Origin of the sequence: Yersinia enterocolitica subsp. enterocolitica (assembly GCF_901472495.1) — a bacterium.
GTDB lineage: Bacteria > Pseudomonadota > Gammaproteobacteria > Enterobacterales > Enterobacteriaceae > Yersinia > Yersinia enterocolitica.
The window spans coordinates 2,129,486-2,148,134 of sequence record NZ_LR590469.1; the positions used below are offsets into that span (position 1 = coordinate 2,129,486).

The following is an 18,649-nucleotide window of genomic DNA, read 5'->3' on the forward strand; positions in this document are numbered from 1 at the left end:
GTCTGGAATTAATGGTGAGACCATTCAATGCTGCTGATATCCACGCCCTGCTTAAACATCTCCCATAACGGAGACAAATCACGCAAGCGGCCAATGGATTTACGTACCAGCGCAATGGCGTAGTCGATCTCTTCTTCAGTGGTGAAACGCCCGAGAGAGAAACGGATTGAACTGTGAGCCAGTTCGTCGTTCATCCCCAACGCGCGCAACACGTAAGAAGGTTCCAGACTCGCGGAAGTACAGGCTGAACCCGATGAAACTGCCAGATCTTTCAATGCCATGATAAGCGATTCACCTTCAACATAGTTGAAGCTGACGTTAAGAATGCCAGGTGCACCATTCTCTAAATCGCCATTCAGGTAAACTTCTTCGATATCTTTAATACCGTTCCACAAGCGCAGACGCAGTGAACGCAGACGGGCAGCTTCGCTTTCCATCTCTTCTTTGGCGATGCGGTAAGCTTTACCCATACCCGCAATCTGATGCACTGGTAAAGTGCCCGAACGCATACCGCGCTCATGACCGCCGCCATGCTGCTGGGCTTCGATACGAATACGAGGTTTACGGCGAACAAACAGCGCTCCAATGCCCATCGGGCCATAAACTTTATGGGCAGAGAAGGACATCAAATCGACTTTCAGTTTGCTCAGATCAATCGGTAATTTACCGACGCTTTGCGTAGCATCAACATGGAAAATGATCCCGCGACTGCGGCACATTTCGCCGATTTCCGCGATATCTTGCACCACACCGATTTCATTATTCACATGCATGATAGAAACCAAGATGGTGTCTTCACGCATCGCAGCTTCAAGCTGTTTCAGGTCGATAATTCCGTTAGACTGCGGTGCCAAATAAGTCACTTCGAAGCCTTCACGCTCCAACTGGCGACAAGTATCCAACACCGCTTTATGTTCGGTCTTACAGGTGATGATGTGCTTGCCTTTCTTCTGATAGAAGTTAGCGGCACCTTTAATAGCGAGGTTATCAGACTCAGTTGCACCGGAGGTGAAGACTATTTCGCGAGGGTCAGCACCTACCAATGCAGCAATATCATTACGTGCAATATCAACAGCTTCTTCTGCTTGCCAGCCGAACTTATGGGAACGAGAGGCAGGGTTACCAAAAATGCCGTCCAGAGTCAGATACTGCATCATTTTTTCAGCGACACGAGGATCTACCGGGGTCGTTGCTGCATAGTCCAGATAGATCGGTGTCTTTATTTTTGATTCGGTCATTGCTCTTATGCTCCGTACATCACTTCCAAAACGTAAAATTCCGCAGACTCTGCTTTATGCGCGCAGATTGACGTTGATCGTCTCTTGCGGTCGGCCATTAGCCGTACGGCGCGTATCGTTATTCTGACGATCCGCAACCTCAAGAATATCTTGGTTATTCACCAATTCTGCCAATGTGATGTTGTTGAGGAAGCTGCTGATGCGCTCACTCAAATCACGCCACAAGGTATGAGTCAAGCAACGATCGCCCCCCTGACACCCTTCTTTACCCTGACAACGAGTCGCATCAACAGATTCGTCAACGGCGGTAATAACAGCACCTACCGCGATTGCTGATGCATCTTTACCCAGCAGGTAACCACCACCTGGACCACGAACGCTGGCCACTAAGCCATTTTTGCGTAACCGTGAAAAAAGCTGTTCCAGATAGGATAATGAGATCCCCTGACGTTCAGAAATATCTGCCAGAGGAACTGGCCCGTCCTGGGAATGTAATGCCACATCAAGCATGGCGGTCACGGCATAACGGCCTTTGGAAGTCAGTCTCATAGCTAAAGTTACCTGTTGGTGAAAACAAGCCAGAATTCTGACATTCTTGAGTGTTTTAGTCAACTATTTAACCTAGTAAATCACTCAAGTATTATTTAACTATTCCATTTCTAATAATTTGGGTTAGTTTTTATAATAACCAATTGATATAAAGCATTAATTTTTACCGTTATGCTCGCTGCCATCTGCCCCACGTTGTGGATATTTATCTTGTTTCTCAATAGATGTCAGCATCCCGCGCAGGATATTCAGCTCCTGAGCTTCCGGGCGCGCACGGGTAAACAGACGGCGCAATTTACTCATAATCTGCCCCGGATGGGCCTGGCGAATAAAGCCGGTATGAGATAAAACCTGCTCCAAATGCAGATAGAAACGCTCCAGATCATCCACTAATGGATAAGGAGCTTCCTCTTCTTCTACTATTGGTGCGGCAGCCTGTTGGCGATCGAGGAAGGCCACGCGCACTTCATACGCTAAAATTTGTACCGCCATAGCCAGATTCAGCGAACTGTATTCCGGGTTAGCTGGGATTGCCACATGATAATGGCACTTTTGCAGCTCATCATTTGTTAGCCCCACCCGCTCACGACCAAACACCAGCGCAACCGGCGCATGTTCGGCTTCGCGTGCGCTGCGCACACCACATTCACGCGGCTCTAGCATTGGCCAAGGCAAGGTGCGAGAACGTGCACTGGTACCCACCACCAGGCTGCATCCCGCCAGCGCTTCATCCAAGGTATCAACGATGGTGGCATTGCCAATCACATCGCTGGCGCCGGCGGATAGTGCGATGGCCTGAGAATCCGGATTGACTAAAGGATTGACCAGATACAAATTGGTTAATCCCATTGTTTTCATGCCCCTGGCTGTCGAACCCATATTGCCGGTGTGTGAGGTCTCAACCAAAACGATACGAATATTGTGTAACATACAAACTCTGAGGATAACGGGGAATCGGCATATCTTAACACAGACATAGGCATTTATCCGAACCCCTGCTATACTATGCGCCGTTTCTCGTTCTTTAACATCCTAGTGGAAGATACCCATGCATCCAATGCTGACTATCGCCATACGCGCTGCGCGTAAGGCCGGTAACCTGATTGCCAAACATTATGAAACGCCTGACTCCGTCGAAGCGAGCCAAAAAGGCAGTAACGATTTTGTTACCAACGTTGACCGCGATGCCGAGTCTATGATTGTTGACGTTATCCGTAAATCTTACCCAAAACACACCATTATTGGTGAAGAATGCGGTGAGTTGGTCGGCGAAGATTATGATGTACAATGGGTTATTGATCCACTGGATGGCACTACCAACTTCATCAAACGTCTTCCTCATTTCGCTGTTTCTATCGCCGTACGCATCAAAGGCCGTACCGAAGTTGCCGTAGTTTATGACCCAATGCGTAACGAATTATTTACAGCTACTCGTGGTCAAGGCGCTCAATTAAATGGTTATCGCCTGCGTGGCACCAATGCCAAAGATTTAGACGGCACCATTCTGGCAACTGGTTTCCCATTCAAAGTTAAACAACATGCTCCGGCGTATATCCGTATTGTTGGCAAGCTGTTTGAACAGTGCGCAGATTTTCGCCGCACCGGTTCTGCGGCACTGGATTTGGCCTATGTTGCCGCCGGCCGTGTTGACGGTTTCTTTGAAATTGGCTTGAAGCCGTGGGATTTTGCTGGCGGCGAACTGTTAGTTCGTGAGTCAGGTGGTGTGGTAACTGACTTTGCCGGTGGTCATAATCACTTCAGCTCTGGCAATATCGTGGCCGGTAATCCGCGCGTTGTGAAAGGCATTCTTCAGTCCATAGTTCAGGCCGAAGTGAGTGATGCCTTAAAGCGTTAATTCTATACTCGTCATACTTCAAGCTGCATGTGCGTTGGCTGCGTTCAATAACCCGAATCACTTACTGATGTAAGCTCATCGGGATTTTCTCTCTTGCTGCCTTCCTGCAACTCGAATTATTTAGAGTATATATGAATGACGGTTTGATACAAAAAAGCCAGTCGGCTAACACTGACTGGCTTTTTTATTGCTCATGACCCGTCCTAAATAGCGTTGACACATTTAACTCGTACACTGAGGAAAATGTGATGAACCAATATGTTAAACGTACGCAACGCGATTATCCTCTATCCTTTAAATTGGCCGTTGTCGAACAGGTCGAAAAAGGTGAAATGACATACCGCCAGGCGCAAGACCGCTACGGTATTCAAGGCCGTTCTACCGTCCTGACGTGGCTACGCAAGTTCGGTCAACTCGACTGGCTTTCTCCCTCTCCTGCAAGAATGTACGGAATTAACATGCCCAAAATGCCTCTTACTCCCGAACAGCGAATCAAAGAACTCGAACAGCAACTTGCTGAATCAGAAGTCAAAGCGCAGTTTTTTGAAGCGGTTGTGAAGGTCATGAATACGGAGTTCGGAGCCACACTGACAAAAAAGCAGTTGGCCACGTTATCACGCAAGCGCAAACGCCGGGACTCACAGTAACGCGCGCTTGCTGGTTCATGGGGATTAGCCGACAGGCGTGGTATCAGTCTTTGCAGCGTGAACGCGGAAGAGAAAAACAGGCACAGCGCATCGTTGAGCAAGTGACGGCCATCCGGTTACAACAGCCCCGGTTGGGTACGCGTAAATTGCATTACTTGTTGCGACAACAAGCAGAACCGGCGCTGCATGTTGGCCGAGATCGCCTGTTCCAGATACTGCGTTTCTCGCGGTTACTGGTGATGCCTAAACGTGCCTATCATAAAACGACAAACAGCCATCATCGCTTTTACCGTCACCCTAACTTATTGAAGTCAGGAGCAAATCAGGTTATTGCCAGCCGCCCGGAACAGGTATGGGTCGCGGATATCACTTACCTTCCCCTGCGGACAGGAACGGCGTATGTGAGTCTGGTCACTGACGCCTGGTCGAGAAAAATCGTGGGATATCATGTGCATGAAAGTCTGCACACCCGCCATGTAGCCGCTGCGCTCAAAATGGCGCTGGTGAGCAGGCGCACAGCATCTGCGCTGATACATCACTCAGACCGGGGTATCCAGTACTGTTCAACAGAATATCAGGCGTTACATCAACGTCACGGTGTCATCTGTTCGATGACGGATGGATATGATTGTTATCAGAATGCGCTGGCGGAGCGGGTCAATGGGATATTAAAACTGGAATATCTGCTGGTTAAGCCGAAAGATATTGGTCAGGCAAGAAAGATGGTCAGGGAGTCAGTGGAAATCTACAACACGCGGCGACCGCATCTGTCGTTAAAATACAAAACGCCCGATGAAGTTCATCAGGCGTTTTAAGGCTGAAAAGTGTCAACCTATATCAGGACTAGTCATCATTTAGCGGCCAAATGGCCTGACTCCGCCGATAAAGTCCGGTTGGCTAGAAAGATAAAGCAGAGCACCAGCAAACAATAAAATGAGGCCGCCAGTTAAGGCCAATGTCGCCCAGGCTATTGCTCCCCAAGCCGCAGGTGCTCGTTTGCGACTTAAATGCACTGCCATACGCCGCGCATAGTGAACAAGCAGCGCCAACAACGAAATAGTCAATGATGTGCCAATAGCCATAGCAATTGCCGACAAAATGCCCCACCAGTAAACCCCAATCACTTTAGCAAATAGCAGCACCATAATTGCGCCGGAGCAAGGCCGCATGCCCATCGCCAAAATAATCGCTAAACGGGTGCGCCAGTCATTGCCCGCTTGCAGCTCTTGAGAACTCGGCATATGTCGATGCCCGCAGCCGCAACTCTCACTGTGAATATGATCTGCACTCAACGGCAGTATACGCTGGATGCTGATTTTCTGCGGCTTCAATAGCTTTACTTGATGGTAAAGCCGTTTTATTGCGCGAAAACATAACAAAATCCCGAGCGCGATCACCAACAGAAAACTACCTTTTTCCAACCAGAAGCTACTTTGATGCAAATAACGCGACGAGAGTTGCAACACACCCAGCAGCACAGTTACCAGCATGATCGCGACACCACCTTGCAATATCGATGCAGCAAAAGTCAGTTTCAGACTGTTTTTGAGTTGCGCCGGATGGGTTGCAAGATAAGTCACTATCACCACTTTACCGTGCCCCGGCCCCACAGCATGAAGCACGCCGTAAATCAGGCTGAACATCATCAACGCCAGACCAGTTTGATGCGGATTGGCTTTGACCTGTTGCAGTAACTGGACCATCTGCTGATGCATACTTTTTTGCCAGACTACTGTTTTGAACAGCAGTTCCGGCCAATAGAGCCAGGCAAGTTGGGCGGCACCGGCCAATAACACTAAGAAAAGCAACAGCGGCCATAAATTAATTAGCCAATGTCTTGGCCGCACAATGGGGGTGAGACCTACTGACATTGCACAGTTACCCGTTGGGCGAATTGTTTGCCAAGTTCCATATCTTCTCCCGGTGAATCACTTTTATCCAAAGACAACGCATAAGCCTGTAAGGAAGCATTGGGGTTGGGTGTGAATAAAGTTAATTTGCAACTTTTTGCCATTTCAGCCGACAGCCTGACTGCCTTATTATCGGCATAGGTCATATCCACAAAATAGGTCGGATCGTAAGTCGAGATAATAAAAGGCTTTCCGACCAAGGGTTGCGGTTCAGCCAGAGGTAACACGAATTCCAAAACCGCCTGATGGCCTTTGCGCGACAAATGATATTCTGTCGGTAAATTTTTATATTTCACCGGCTTACCATCACGGTAGATATCAGTGAAATAGTGCTGCCCCAACACATTAGCCATCACTTCGGCTGCCAATTTCTTCCAAATTTCAGAATCACTTTTGGCATTCTCTGCATCATATAGCAGGTCTGCAGAGGTGATTTCGTCCATTGTCCAGACCATTTTAATTCCCACTAATGTCTGTTTTTCACTGACAAAAGTGGCATCCATATCGATGAAACTGTGCGGATGTGCCTCCGCTATTTGGCTATAAATAACAGTGCTACCCACTAACAGTAGAGCTATGAGTCGCTTAAATGCACTTAATTTGTTATAACATAACATAACCTGCATGGATCAATCCTTGGAAATTCAGCAATAACTGTGATGTAAGTTGTAAGTCGATGTAAAAGCTCCGGACCTCAGTAAACCGGATAGAATCTCTTTTGCTATGCTTAAGACTGATGAATAACAACACATCCATCACGGAAGGTTATATGCACTTGGACACTTCTTCTGTGCCCCAGTTATCCAGTCAACCACTATCCGGTCAACAACGCCGCTGCCACATGTTACTGATGCTATTTATGCCCGCAAGCACAGTACACTTGGACACTATCAGCCAATTCAACGGCGTTGAGCAGCCAACTACCCGGCAAGATATAGCCGAGGTTGCTAATGAAATCCAGCGTTTCTACCATTTGCAACTGAGTGCCAATGCCGATGATAGCTGCTTGATTCAGGGCAATCGGCTGGACAAAAGGCTGTGCTTAATCCACTGTCTACGCCGGGGTGTACGCTATTGTCCTGAATTTGTTGAGCACTATTTCGCTCCCCGTTTATATGATGCACTCTCCTGGGATAACATACTGATTTCAGAGGCCTTACCCCAAATCATCACTCAGTGTGAACCCTTTCTGAACCGCCAACTTAATGAAAAAGATCGTCAGTTCTTACAACTGTATTTGGCCTATTGTACTTGGGAAAATCGGCAACATGCTGCACCAGAGTTATCCCTCACCCAGCAACAATGGTTGACACGTAAGCCCGCACTGGCGGCCGCTGACAGTCTATTTGATTCATTTAATCCACTGCTGGGCAACCCGCTCGATAAAATCGAACGCGACGTACTTATCTTGATGTTAACCATGATTAAGGCACACCGTTATCACAGTACCCAATCAGCGGAAGATTCACGTCTGATCACGGCCACTAACCAATTAGTCATGCGTTTTCAACAGCTTTCCGGAATGACACTGGGCAGTAATGAGCTGTTGATGAGCCAGCTGTTTGCTCATCTCGCCCCTGCTATTGAACGCTGTTATTTCAATATCGGGATTGATAATTCATCACTGGAAGAGGTGAACCGACAATATCCCCGGCTGCTACGCACCACCCAGCAGGCATTGGTCGTATTCGAGCAAGAGTATCAGATTCAATTTTCTGCCGACGAAGTTGCTCTGATAGCCATTAGTTTTGGTGCCTGGTTGATGCAAGAAAATGCATTACAGGAAAAGCAGATTTTACTACTGACACGTAATAATTCGGAATTAGAACAACAAGTTGAGCAGCAAATTCGTGAGTTAACGCTTTTGCCATTACATATTAAGTACTTGCCCCATGATGTGTATCTCCAATCTGGTGCGCCCTCCGGTACAGCGGTGGTGCTAACGCCTTATGCTGTGCGGCAACCTGAATCGTCTCCCCCACTGATTCAGGTGTTATTGCCCATAACTGAACAACAAAACAAGCGGTTACGTCACCTGTTGGATTTGCCCTAACCGGCGAGATCTTCCGGGTTTGCCACCACCCGAGGGCGAATAAATAACGCTGGGATCACGATTAATGCCATTACCCAGAACACCCCACCCTGATAATGTTCGAACAGGAACCCCGAAATAACCGTCATCACCGCAATTCCCCCCGCCCATCGCCAGTGCCGAATAAACCGATTGTAAACGGATAACATCGGCTCCACGGCGCGCCGCAATAAAGCGCATCGCCGCCAAATGGCAAACAGTAAATGAGCCACAATGCAGGATTTGAATCAGAATAAGCCACGACAACTCGGTGGTGGAGGCCATTAGGCTCCAGCGGATAATGCCGCTCACGGCCGAAAGCAGTAACAGACTGCGAGCAGTCCAGCGGCGGAAAAGGATATTGCTGAAGGCGAATACCAGAATTTCGGCCACCACCCCCAGCGACCATAAATAGCCAATGGTCGCGGCGGAATAACCGGCCTCTTTCCAGTAAATAGAACTGAAACTGTAATACCCGGCATGCGCGCCTTGCAAGAGAGTCACACACAGTAAAAAGCGCCACACCTGCGGCTCAGCTAGCAACACTTTCCAGTCGGTCGCGGCTACATTACGATGCTTAACCTCACCCTGCGGCATGACACTCGGTTTCAGCAATGCTCCCAGTAACATGGCTGAAACGCCGAACAGCAAGCTGTAAAGAATCGCCGGATGGCCCCAAACAGAGACGAGTTTACCGGTCAATGCAGAACCAATCACAAACGCCAGCGATCCCCACAGCCGGACTTTGCCGTAATCCATGGTTATCTGTTTTTGCCAGGTCGCCGCCAGCGCATCGGTAAGTGGTACTAATGGGCCAAAAAACAGGTTAAAACCGGCAATAATCACCATCAGCCAGGCCCAGCCATGACCAAACCAAAAGCCAACCGCAAAGGCTAATGTCAGGAGTGCCAGAATGCGGATGGCAGTGACCAGATAAGAGGGATCTTTAACACTGGGAGCAATAATCAAGCTGCCGAGAAAGCGGGAAATTAATCCAGCGCCCAGCAAAATCCCAATAGTTTCAGGCGGTATCCCTTCCCCTTGCAACCAGATGCCCCAGAAAGGCAGGAAAATGCCATAAGAAAAGAAATAGGTGAAATAGCTGAGCGACAGCCAACGTGTTGATTGCAATACCATGAATCCCTCCGAGGTCAGCCCGCCACTGTGACAGAGGCCCCGTATGCTAGCAACTTTGTCATTAGGTAAACATGTAATTTGAGATTGGCTTCACATTTACGTTACGTAAATGACAAAAAACCCGCATTTCGCGGGTTCAGACTGCTGACAAACCTCGATAACTCGATCTTGCAAGGTGAAGGCAGGTAGAAGAGTAAAGCGTCCGCGCCACGGACGGCGCGGCTCGAGCCCCCAGGGAGGGGGTTACGGCGTCTTTACGATCTGCCTGTTTTCACCGTTACGGGCACTTTATCATTAAACTCAACCCGCATTTCGCGGGTTTTTATTAGAAAAATCAATTGGCTGAGATTATGCGTAAACCGGGAAACGGGCACAAATAGCCAATACTTTCTGTTTGATGCGCTCGATAGTCGCTTCGTCGGTGATGTTATCCAACACATCACACATCCAGCCAGCCAGCTCGCGCGATTCTTCTTCTTTGAAACCACGGCGAGTAATCGCCGGGCTACCAATACGCACACCAGAAGTGACAAACGGGCTTTTCGGATCGTTAGGCACGCTATTCTTATTTACCGTGATATTGGCACGACCCAAAGCAGCATCGGCATCTTTACCGGTGATGTTTTTATCGACCAAATCAAGCAAGAACAAGTGGTTATCTGTACCGCCAGAAACCACTTTATAGCCGCGTTCCAGGAAGACCGCCACCATAGCTTTGGCGTTCTTAGCCACTTGTTGTTGGTAAACTTTGAACTCAGGCTCCATAGCTTCTTTCAATGCCACCGCTTTACCGGCGATAACATGCATCAATGGGCCGCCTTGGTTGGCTGGGAACACAGAAGAGTTCAGTTTTTTATACAGCTCTTCATCACCACCTTTCGCCAAAATCAAGCCACCGCGTGGGCCAGCCAGTGTTTTGTGCGTGGTAGTGGTTACGATATGTGCATGTGGAACTGGGTTAGGATAAACGCCAGCAGCCACCAGACCGGCGACGTGAGCCATATCGACAAAGAAATATGCGCCAATGCTGTCGGCGATTTCGCGCATTTTTGCCCAATCAACAATACCGGAATAAGCAGAGAAGCCGCCGATGATCATTTTCGGTTTATAACGTTCGGCCTGACGCGCCATATCTTCATAATCAATTTTGCCAGACTCATCAATGCCGTAAGGGACGATATTGTACAGTTTGCCAGAGAAGTTAACCGGTGAGCCGTGGGTCAAATGGCCGCCGTGCGCCAGGTTCATCCCCAAAACAGTGTCACCCGGTTGCAGCAAGGCGGAGTAAACCGCCACGTTCGCCTGAGAACCGGAATGCGGCTGAACGTTGGCGTAATCTGCGCCGAACAACTCTTTTGCGCGGTCAATAGCCAACTGCTCAACAATATCGACATACTCACAGCCACCGTAGTAACGCTTGCCCGGATAGCCTTCAGCATATTTGTTGGTCAACTGAGAACCCTGAGCCTGCATAACGCGCGGGCTAGTGTAGTTCTCAGAGGCAATCAGCTCGATGTGCTCTTCCTGGCGCACCACTTCTTGCTCCATTGCACGCCATAGATCTGCATCATAATCGGCAATGTTCATTTCACGCTTTAACATCCGGCTCTCCTGACTTAGCTAACAAAATAGACCTGGTAGACTGCCCTCTTGGGCTTTATGACACAGTGTAAACTGTTTCCCCCCCGTTAAGATAGGTCTTGACTGAGGTTTTTACGCAAACGATTGGCTCCAGACTGCGTAAGGCTTTGACCTGTTCAGACTTCATCCAAGGCAACGGAATTATCCTCATATTCATTATGTGATTTTTTCATATTCTGTGAACTGACACGGCACGCTAGTCCCTTATAAGAATGATGTGCATTTACAAATTAGGCTGCAAACTATAAGATGCATTTAAAATACATGTATTGAATCACACACAATAACACCTGAAGTCATTGGCGTTGCAGTCAGGGCGAAAGGGATAAATATTTAAGGAGCACCGCATGCTGGATAGTCAAACCATCGCCACCGTTAAATCCACTATTCCGTTACTGGCCGCCACTGGCCCCAAGCTAACGGCACATTTCTATGACCGCATGTTTGAGCACAATCCTGAGCTGAAACACATTTTCAACATGAGCAATCAGTTTAATGGGGATCAACGCGAAGCCCTGTTCAACGCCATTTGTGCTTATGCAGCAAATCTTGAAAATCTGGCGGCTTTACTGCCCGCAGTAGAGCGGATCGCGCATAAACACGCTAGTCTGAATATTCAACCAGAACACTATCCTATCGTCGGCCATCATCTGATAAGCACGCTGGATGAAATGTTCTCTCCTGGTCAGGAAGTGTTAGATGCCTGGGCGAAAGCCTACGGTGTGTTGGCGGATGTATTTATTGCGCGAGAAAGTCAGATTTATCAACAGAGTGAAAATAGTGATGGCGGCTGGCGAACCTTGCGCCGTTTCCGCATCATCAAAAAAGAGATGCAGAGTGAGGTTATTTGTAGTTTTGTGTTAGCACCTGAAGACGGTGGCCGGGTATTGGATTTCAAACCAGGACAATATCTGGGTATCTATATTGAAGATGAACGGCTTGAATATCAGGAAATCCGCCAATACTCCCTGACCGCCGCGCCAAACGGCAAAACCTACCGTATTGCGGTGAAGCGTGAAGATCAAGGGACCGTTTCTAATTATATGCACCGTGAATTGAACGAGGGCGACAGTGTACGCATTGCCCCTCCACGTGGTGATTTCTTCTTGGATATTACGCCGGATACCCCTGTAGCGCTGATTTCGGCTGGTGTCGGTCAAACCCCGATGTTGAGTATGCTCAACACCTTGCACAATCAGCAACATCCCGCGCCAGTACATTGGTTACATGCCGCTGAAAATGGACGAGTTCATGCTTTTGCTGACGAAGTTGCCGCTATTTCAGACAATATGCCCAATCTCAGCCGCCATGTATGGTATCGCGAGCCAACCGCCCAAGATAATCATGGGAAGGATTATCACAGTAAAGGGTTAATGGATCTCAGCTCACATCAGTGGCTGGCAGCCGATCCCAACCGACATTATTACTTCTGCGGCCCGTTAGCTTTTATGCAATTTGTCGGCCGCCAATTATTAGCGCAAGGAGTCGCTGCCGAGCGAATTCACTACGAGTGCTTCGGCCCGCATAAAGTCATTTAATTATTGAATTTTATTTCATTTCTCAGGGGATGCCATTCTCGCTCCCCTGCATATCCGTTATAAAAAAACCGTCTACTTATTGCTTTTAAATGTGGTAGAACGTGATTTAAATCTCATATATCCTAATTTAATATTGCCACGATGAGGCATTCAGATGAATGTCTAAATATTCATATAACTGAACATTAATAGTGTGGCTGACATTATCCCTTACTATTTATTGCCCGGTAACACAGGGTAAATTAAGGCTGAATTGACCTACCATGAGTAAGAAATTCATAAAAAAAGAAGGGTTGGCATTGGTATCTATGGCGCGCTATTTAATTGGTGAGCGCTCCGGGAATCGGCTTAAAACCATCGATGAGTTATCCGATGATTTCGGTATCTCCGTCGGCGTGGTACAGCATGCATTAAAAGTGCTGGAAGCGGATGGCGCTATCATCGTTGAACGCCGAGGTCGTAATGGCACCTTGTTGATTGATCTGAATATGCCGCTGTTACTGCAACAGGCTGATCTGGGTAATATGGTGTGTGCCATGCCACTACCTTACACCAAGCTTTATGAAGGTTTGGCCAGCGGTTTAAGAGAGCAATTTACCTTACTTCCCCTTTATTTTGCCCATATGCGCGGCGCTGAAGTGCGGATAGAATGTCTGATAGACGGTATTTACGACATGGCGGTGGTTTCGCATCTGGCAGCTAAGAGTTATCTGGATCAAGGTAAAGTCGCTCTGGCACTGAATCTGGGAAATGGCTCTTACGTGGATGGTCACCAACTTATTTGCCGCCGTGGTGAGCAAAATAACATTCGTCGTGTCGGGTTAGATCCGCGCTCCCCCGATCAATGTCTGCTCACTGAGATTAAATTTTCCGGACAACCTATCGAATTAGTTGAATTACCTTATAGCGATTGTATCGCACATATAAATCGTGGTGATATTGATGCCGCTATTTGGAATCTGGCGGATAATGTCCCTCATGAAAATTTGCAGGCAATAAAACTGCAAGGCGATGAGCGCTATATTCAAGCTTCGCAAGCCGTTATCCTTATCCGACCCGATAATCATCCGATCAAATTGCTGCTGGAAAAAGGCATTAATGAGACATTACTGCTTAACCACCAGCGAGCAGTACAGAATGGCGAGATAGAACCTCGTTATTAATCATATTAATCTGGCAGCAAGCCAGGCTATTTTCGGGAGGCCACTCTTTGAAGATTTGTATTGATGCGCGTCTTAATATTCTATGTCAGTCAGGGGTTATCGATCAGGATATTGGTCAAGGATTAGACCAGGTTATCAACCGGTTAGAACATTTCTGGCAATTACCGGTACATGGGGAGCAAGGGGTAATGGCTATCACTCATATGGCAAATGCATTAATGCGAACCCGCCGCGGCGAAGAGATCGCTGCGTTGAACCCGGCAATATTAGCGGAAATTGTTCAAAGCAAAGAAATTCACTATATCCGGGAAATAAATCAGGATTTATTGGCCTATTTTTCATTAAAACCGGCAGAAAATGAAATCGGATATTTACTCGCGAACCTTTACGGTCTATACCTTTCCAGTGACACGCCCCTGTTGCGCTAAAGCAGACTTGTCGGGGTAGTGCCACAAAAATACAACATCAGGGTTCTTTTTTATTGTAAATGTTCAAAATAATAATAATTTAACAAATATAATTATGCCCAGGGCGTTCAGGACATTAAATGTTTTTAAAAACCCTATTAAAACAAAACACTAAACTTATTGATGCGGCTATCTCATTCTGGCATCAGGGAAAGATTTATCCTGATAGCTATGTCATCGATGTGGAACAAACTGAAGCTAATGCCCGTTTACTACTGCAAGTTGCCCATCATCACCAAGTAAAACTGTATTTGATGAGCAAACAATTTGGCCGTAATCCGGAGTTGTGTCGCCGGCTGCTGGCTTGCAGTTATCAGAGCACCCATTATCACGGCATGGTGGCGGTGGATTTTAAAGAAGCTCGACAACTCTATCGCCACGCCATTCCTGTTGCTCATATTGGCCATCTGGTACAACCCCCCTCTGGCATGCTGGCGGAAATAATTCGTCAGCGACCAGAAGTCATAACCGTTTTCTCATTGGAAAAGGCACTAGAAATATCACAGACGGCACATCGCCAACATATTATCCAACCCTTAATGTTGAAGGTTTGCCAATCAGGAGATTTGCTCTATTCAGGGCAAGAAGCGGGGTTCGAGTTAAATCATTTACCGGCTGTCATTGCGGCTCTACGGGAGATGCCAGGCGTGCGATTGATTGGAATAACGCATTTCCCTTGTATGGTGTATGACCCCCAGTTGCGGCAAACTTTGCCAACAGCCAACATGCAAACTTTATTGACCGCGCGGGATATCCTGCAAGCAGAAGATGTCACCCTTGAACAGGTAAATGCCCCCTCAGCAACCAGTTGTACCACCCTCTCCCAGTTGGCCCAATTAGGGATAACACACAGCGAACCAGGCCATGCCCTCACCGGAACCATGCCCGCCAATCAGCATGGCGACCAGCCAGAACAGATATCTATGCTATATCTGTCCGAGATTTCCCATCATTTTGCTGATAATAGCTATGTATTTGGCGGCGGTTATTATCGCCGTGGTCATTTGCAAAATGCGTTAATTTGGCACGATAACCAATTTAGCCAATCCTCAGTATTACCGATTGATAATGACAGTATCGATTATTGTCTGCGTCTGGCGGGCCAGTTCCCAGTTGGTAGTCCGGTTATTATGTGTTTCCGCACCCAGATATTTGTAACTCGCAGTGATGTCGTATTGATAGATGGCATTCAAAGTGGTACTCCCCGCATACTTGGCTGCTATGACAGCCAGGGCAATAGGCTGGGTTAATCAATAAAAAAAGCCATCAGCCCAATACGTTAGTTTATTTAATGTATACCCATGATAGTCTTACACACTGACTTTCTTCGGAGCCTGCCCGATGATTAATCCCGATGGATACACCTACGCGCACGAACATCTCCATATTGATTTATCCGGATTTAAAAATAATTTGGACTGCCGGTTGGATCAATATCAACTCATCTGCGACGAAATGCGTGAGTTAGTGGGTAAAGGGGTGGCCAATATTGTCGAAGTGACCAATCGATATATGGGCCGAAATCCGCAGTTTTTATTGAATGTGATGCGTGACAGTGGCATCAATGTTATCACTTCAACCGGCTATTATACCGACAGTTTTTACCCGCCAATGGTGCGCGAGAGTAGCGCTCAGCAATTGGCACAAACCATGATTGATGAAATAGAGATAGGTATTGATGGCACAGAACTGAAAGCCGGTGTTATTGCCGAAATTGGCACCAGTGAGGGCATAATTACCCCTGACGAAACCAAAGTCTTTCATGCCGCAGCATTAGCTCACCATGCCACCGGCCTGCCCATTTCGACCCACACCAGTTTCAGCACTATGGGGTTGGAGCAAATCGCCCTGCTCAAGCAACATGGTGTCGCGCTGGAGCACGTAGTCATCGGCCATTGTGACCTGAAAGAACAGCCCGATCTTATTATGAAAATGATCGATATGGGTGTATATGTCCAATTCGATACCATTGGTAAAAATAGCTATTTCCCTGATGAACGTCGAATCGCGATGTTAGTCACACTCGCTGAACGTGGGTTATTGGATAAAGTCATGCTCTCTATGGATATAACCCGCCGCTCACATTTAAAAGCCAATGGCGGTAGTGGATTTAGCTATTTAGTTGATTCATTTGTTCCCATGTTACTGGCCGCAGGGATTTCCTCCGCTCAGGTGGAAATGATGTTGCGCCACAATCCTAATAAATTTTTCGCCACGCAAGGAAAGTGATTATGAAGAAGATTGGCATTGCCGGGCTGCAACGAGAATTAATTCGTGAAATGATTGAGCAGACGGCTCCTCATACTTTTGAAATATTTATTCTTTCGGATATGGATGCCGCAGTAAAAGTGAAAGAAGGCCAGTTGGATTATTATATTGGTGCCTGTAACACTGGGGCCGGAGCCGCATTATCAATGGCTATCGCGATTATTGGTTATAACAAAAGTGCCACAATTGCCAAGCCGGGAATCAAAGCCAAACCAGAACAAATAGAAAAATTTGTCACTGAGGGTAAAGTGGCGTTTGGCCTATCGGTTGAACATATTGAGCATGCTATCCCGCTGCTGATTACACAGCTGCGCTAAGGGGACCACCGTGGATTATATTCATATTGTTGTGGTTGCCCTGTTGACCGGGATGACCGCGCTGCTTTCTCACCGCAGTGTCGCCGTGTTCCATGACGGCATTCGCCCTATTCTGCCGCAATTGGTTGAAGGAAATATGAGTCGCCGTGAGGCGGGCAGTATCGCTTTTGGTCTGAGTGTTGGCTTTATTGCCTCTGTCGGTATCTCTTTCACACTCTCAACCGGTTTACTTAACTCCTGGCTGCTATTTCTGCCGACCGACATCATTGGTGTACTGGCAATTAATAGCTATCTGGCCTTCGCGCTAGGTGCAGCTTGGGGTATTTTAGCACTGACCAGCTTGCCGGCCGTTAATACCGCTTTGACCTCATTGCCGGTGAACTTTATTGGCTCACTAGGAGAGCTGAGCAGCCCAGTAATTTCCGCCTTCGCCTTGTTCCCATTGGTCGCCATTTTCTACCAATTTGGCTGGAAAACTGCCGTCGTCTCTGCTTTTATCGTGCTACTAACCCGCCTAATTATTACTCGATTTACCGGCTTATTTCCTGAATCCATTGAGATTTTCGTCGGTATGATTCTGCTTATTGGTATTGCCATTGCACAAGATTTACGAGCCAAAACCCACCTGGGAGGTGGTGGTGGGCACTCTGTTTTCGAAGAGCGAACCCAGCGAATTATTAAAAATCTCCCGATGCTGGCGATTGTCGGCGGGTTAATTTCTGCGGTAGCCAGTATGAAGATCTTCGGCGGTAGCGAAGTGTCGATTTACACCCTGGCAAAAGCTTACGCTCCGGGCATCACACCGGAAGAATCGCTGGCATTAATCCATCAGGCATCATTGGCCGAGTTTATGCGTGGCCTCGGTTTTGTACCGTTAATTGCCACCACCGCGCTGGCAACCGGTGTTTATGCCGTAGCTGGTTTCACATTCGTGTTTGTGGTGGGTTATCTGGTACCGAATCCATTGCTGGCAGGGATAATTGGTGCGGTAGTAATATCGCTGGAAGTATTGATGCTGCGCTCAATCGGCAAGTGGCTGGGCCGCTTCCCGTCGGTGCGAAATGCTTCCGACAATATTCGTAATGCTATGAATTTACTGATGGAATATGCGCTGTTAATCGGGGCTATTTTCGCGTCAATCAAAATGGCCGGTTACACCGGTTTTACTATCACTACCGCACTCTATTTCCTCAACGAGGCTATTGGCCGCCCGGTAATGAAGATTGCCGCACCTGTGGTTGCAGTGATTATCGCCGGTATTGTGCTGAATCTGTTCTATTGGCTGGGGTTATTTGTCCCGGCATAAATCCGTTGTACTTGAAGGTTGCAGGGTTGTTAGCTACGCTCACTCACCCGAATCACTTACTTGAGTAAGCTCATCGGGATTTGTTCACTTGCTGCCTACCTGCAACTCCAATTACTTCGGGTTTAAGGGTATTTAGGTGTAAAAAAGCCCGTTCGTGGAAACGAAACGGGCTTTTTATTGATGACTTAAATATACAGAATTTAAATCGCTTCTTCGTCCTGCTCACCGGTACGGATACGAACTACGCGGGAGACATCAAAGACAAAGATTTTACCATCGCCGATTTTACCGGTCTGAGCAGTTTGCATAATCGCTTCTACGCAGGTATCCACAATATCGTCAGCAACAACAATTTCGATTTTTACTTTTGGCAGGAAATCCACCATATACTCAGCACCACGGTACAGTTCGGTATGCCCTTTCTGGCGGCCAAAACCTTTTACTTCTGTTACCGTCATCCCGGTGATACCAACTTCAGCTAGTGCCTCACGGACATCATCGAGTTTGAATGGCTTAATAATCGCGTCAATTTTTTTCATGGT

Annotated in this window: 17 protein-coding genes and 1 pseudogene; 10 read left to right on the forward strand and 8 right to left on the reverse strand. The window is 47.5% G+C overall.

The window, feature by feature from the left end; genetic code table 11:
- Positions 1–8 precede the first annotated feature (8 nt).
- From FGL26_RS10050 to trmJ, 3 genes are all read right to left on the reverse strand, one after another.
- Positions 9–1,223: an IscS subfamily cysteine desulfurase gene (locus FGL26_RS10050; protein ID WP_032902958.1), complete on the reverse strand. Its 1,215-nt coding sequence runs from the start codon at positions 1,221–1,223 to the stop codon at positions 9–11.
- Between the two features lie 69 nt (positions 1,224–1,292).
- Complete coding sequence (gene iscR, locus FGL26_RS10055) at positions 1,293–1,787, reverse strand: Fe-S cluster assembly transcriptional regulator IscR (protein WP_004707916.1); 495 nt, start codon at positions 1,785–1,787, stop codon at positions 1,293–1,295.
- A 156-nt stretch (positions 1,788–1,943) separates the two neighbouring features.
- A complete protein-coding gene (gene trmJ / locus FGL26_RS10060) occupies positions 1,944–2,717 on the reverse strand; it encodes a tRNA (cytosine(32)/uridine(32)-2'-O)-methyltransferase TrmJ (RefSeq protein ID WP_032912801.1) in 774 nt (257 codons plus the stop codon).
- A gap of 118 nt (positions 2,718–2,835) precedes the next feature.
- On the opposite strand from trmJ, the gene suhB reads away from it, so the two are divergent.
- Positions 2,836–3,642 carry an inositol-1-monophosphatase gene (gene suhB / locus FGL26_RS10065; RefSeq protein ID WP_005172639.1) on the forward strand — a complete coding sequence of 269 codons (807 nt, stop codon included), beginning with the start codon at positions 2,836–2,838 and terminating at the stop codon, positions 3,640–3,642.
- Positions 3,643–3,890: 248 nt separating this feature from the next.
- A protein-coding gene (locus tag FGL26_RS10070) for an IS3 family transposase (protein ID WP_102990447.1) occupies positions 3,891–5,104 on the forward strand; the annotation gives its coding sequence in 2 pieces (ribosomal slippage) (positions 3,891–4,233 and positions 4,233–5,104; 1,215 coding nt in all).
- A gap of 39 nt (positions 5,105–5,143) precedes the next feature.
- On the opposite strand, the gene FGL26_RS10075 is transcribed toward FGL26_RS10070, so the two are convergent.
- Complete coding sequence (locus FGL26_RS10075) at positions 5,144–6,160, reverse strand: nickel/cobalt transporter (RefSeq protein WP_005172656.1); 1,017 nt, start codon at positions 6,158–6,160, stop codon at positions 5,144–5,146.
- Entirely contained in the window at positions 6,151–6,816 is a 666-nt protein-coding gene (locus FGL26_RS10080; RefSeq protein ID WP_371836842.1) for a DUF1007 family protein, read from the reverse strand. Before FGL26_RS10080 ends, FGL26_RS10075 begins: the two co-directional genes overlap by 10 nt.
- 152 nt (positions 6,817–6,968) lie before the next feature.
- On the opposite strand from FGL26_RS10080, the gene csiE reads away from it, so the two are divergent.
- Complete coding sequence (csiE, locus tag FGL26_RS10085; protein WP_005172663.1) at positions 6,969–8,252, forward strand: stationary phase inducible protein CsiE; 1,284 nt, start codon at positions 6,969–6,971, stop codon at positions 8,250–8,252.
- Here the strand turns inward: csiE and FGL26_RS10090 are convergent.
- Both FGL26_RS10090 and glyA read right to left on the reverse strand, forming a co-directional pair.
- Positions 8,249–9,407: pseudogene (locus FGL26_RS10090) on the reverse strand (3-phenylpropionate MFS transporter). The gene csiE and the pseudogene FGL26_RS10090 overlap by 4 nt on opposite strands.
- A gap of 348 nt (positions 9,408–9,755) precedes the next feature.
- Positions 9,756–11,009: a serine hydroxymethyltransferase gene (glyA, locus tag FGL26_RS10095; protein ID WP_005172669.1), complete on the reverse strand. Its 1,254-nt coding sequence runs from the start codon at positions 11,007–11,009 to the stop codon at positions 9,756–9,758.
- Positions 11,010–11,395: 386 nt separating this feature from the next.
- Here glyA and hmpA point away from each other — a divergent pair, with 386 nt between their 5' ends.
- The 7 genes from hmpA (at position 11,396) to FGL26_RS10130 (ending at position 18,107) form a co-directional block, all read left to right on the forward strand.
- Complete coding sequence (hmpA, locus tag FGL26_RS10100; protein WP_005172672.1) at positions 11,396–12,586, forward strand: NO-inducible flavohemoprotein; 1,191 nt, start codon at positions 11,396–11,398, stop codon at positions 12,584–12,586.
- A 263-nt stretch (positions 12,587–12,849) separates the two neighbouring features.
- Positions 12,850–13,749: a GntR family transcriptional regulator YhfZ gene (yhfZ, locus tag FGL26_RS10105; protein WP_005172674.1), complete on the forward strand. Its 900-nt coding sequence runs from the start codon at positions 12,850–12,852 to the stop codon at positions 13,747–13,749.
- 47 nt (positions 13,750–13,796) lie between these two features.
- On the forward strand, positions 13,797–14,177 hold the full coding sequence (locus FGL26_RS10110) for a PRD domain-containing protein (RefSeq protein ID WP_005172676.1): 381 nt from the start codon (positions 13,797–13,799) through the stop codon (positions 14,175–14,177).
- A gap of 119 nt (positions 14,178–14,296) precedes the next feature.
- The gene (locus FGL26_RS10115) at positions 14,297–15,466 is read left to right on the forward strand and encodes a YhfX family PLP-dependent enzyme (RefSeq protein ID WP_005172680.1); all 1,170 of its coding nucleotides are present in this window, start codon (positions 14,297–14,299) and stop codon (positions 15,464–15,466) included.
- Positions 15,467–15,557: 91 nt separating this feature from the next.
- Positions 15,558–16,445 (forward strand): phosphotriesterase-related protein, encoded by an 888-nt coding sequence (locus tag FGL26_RS10120; protein ID WP_005172682.1) that lies wholly within the window; start codon positions 15,558–15,560, stop codon positions 16,443–16,445.
- A 2-nt stretch (positions 16,446–16,447) separates the two neighbouring features.
- Positions 16,448–16,801 carry a DUF2620 domain-containing protein gene (locus tag FGL26_RS10125; protein WP_005172684.1) on the forward strand — a complete coding sequence of 118 codons (354 nt, stop codon included), beginning with the start codon at positions 16,448–16,450 and terminating at the stop codon, positions 16,799–16,801.
- Positions 16,802–16,811: 10 nt separating this feature from the next.
- Positions 16,812–18,107 (forward strand): YhfT family protein, encoded by a 1,296-nt coding sequence (locus FGL26_RS10130; protein ID WP_005159463.1) that lies wholly within the window; start codon positions 16,812–16,814, stop codon positions 18,105–18,107.
- A gap of 200 nt (positions 18,108–18,307) precedes the next feature.
- Here the strand turns inward: FGL26_RS10130 and glnB are convergent, their stop codons facing one another.
- Positions 18,308–18,646, reverse strand: a complete 339-nt coding sequence (gene glnB / locus FGL26_RS10135; protein WP_002231018.1) for a nitrogen regulatory protein P-II — start codon at positions 18,644–18,646, stop codon at positions 18,308–18,310.
- Between the last annotated feature and the right edge of the window lie 3 nt (positions 18,647–18,649).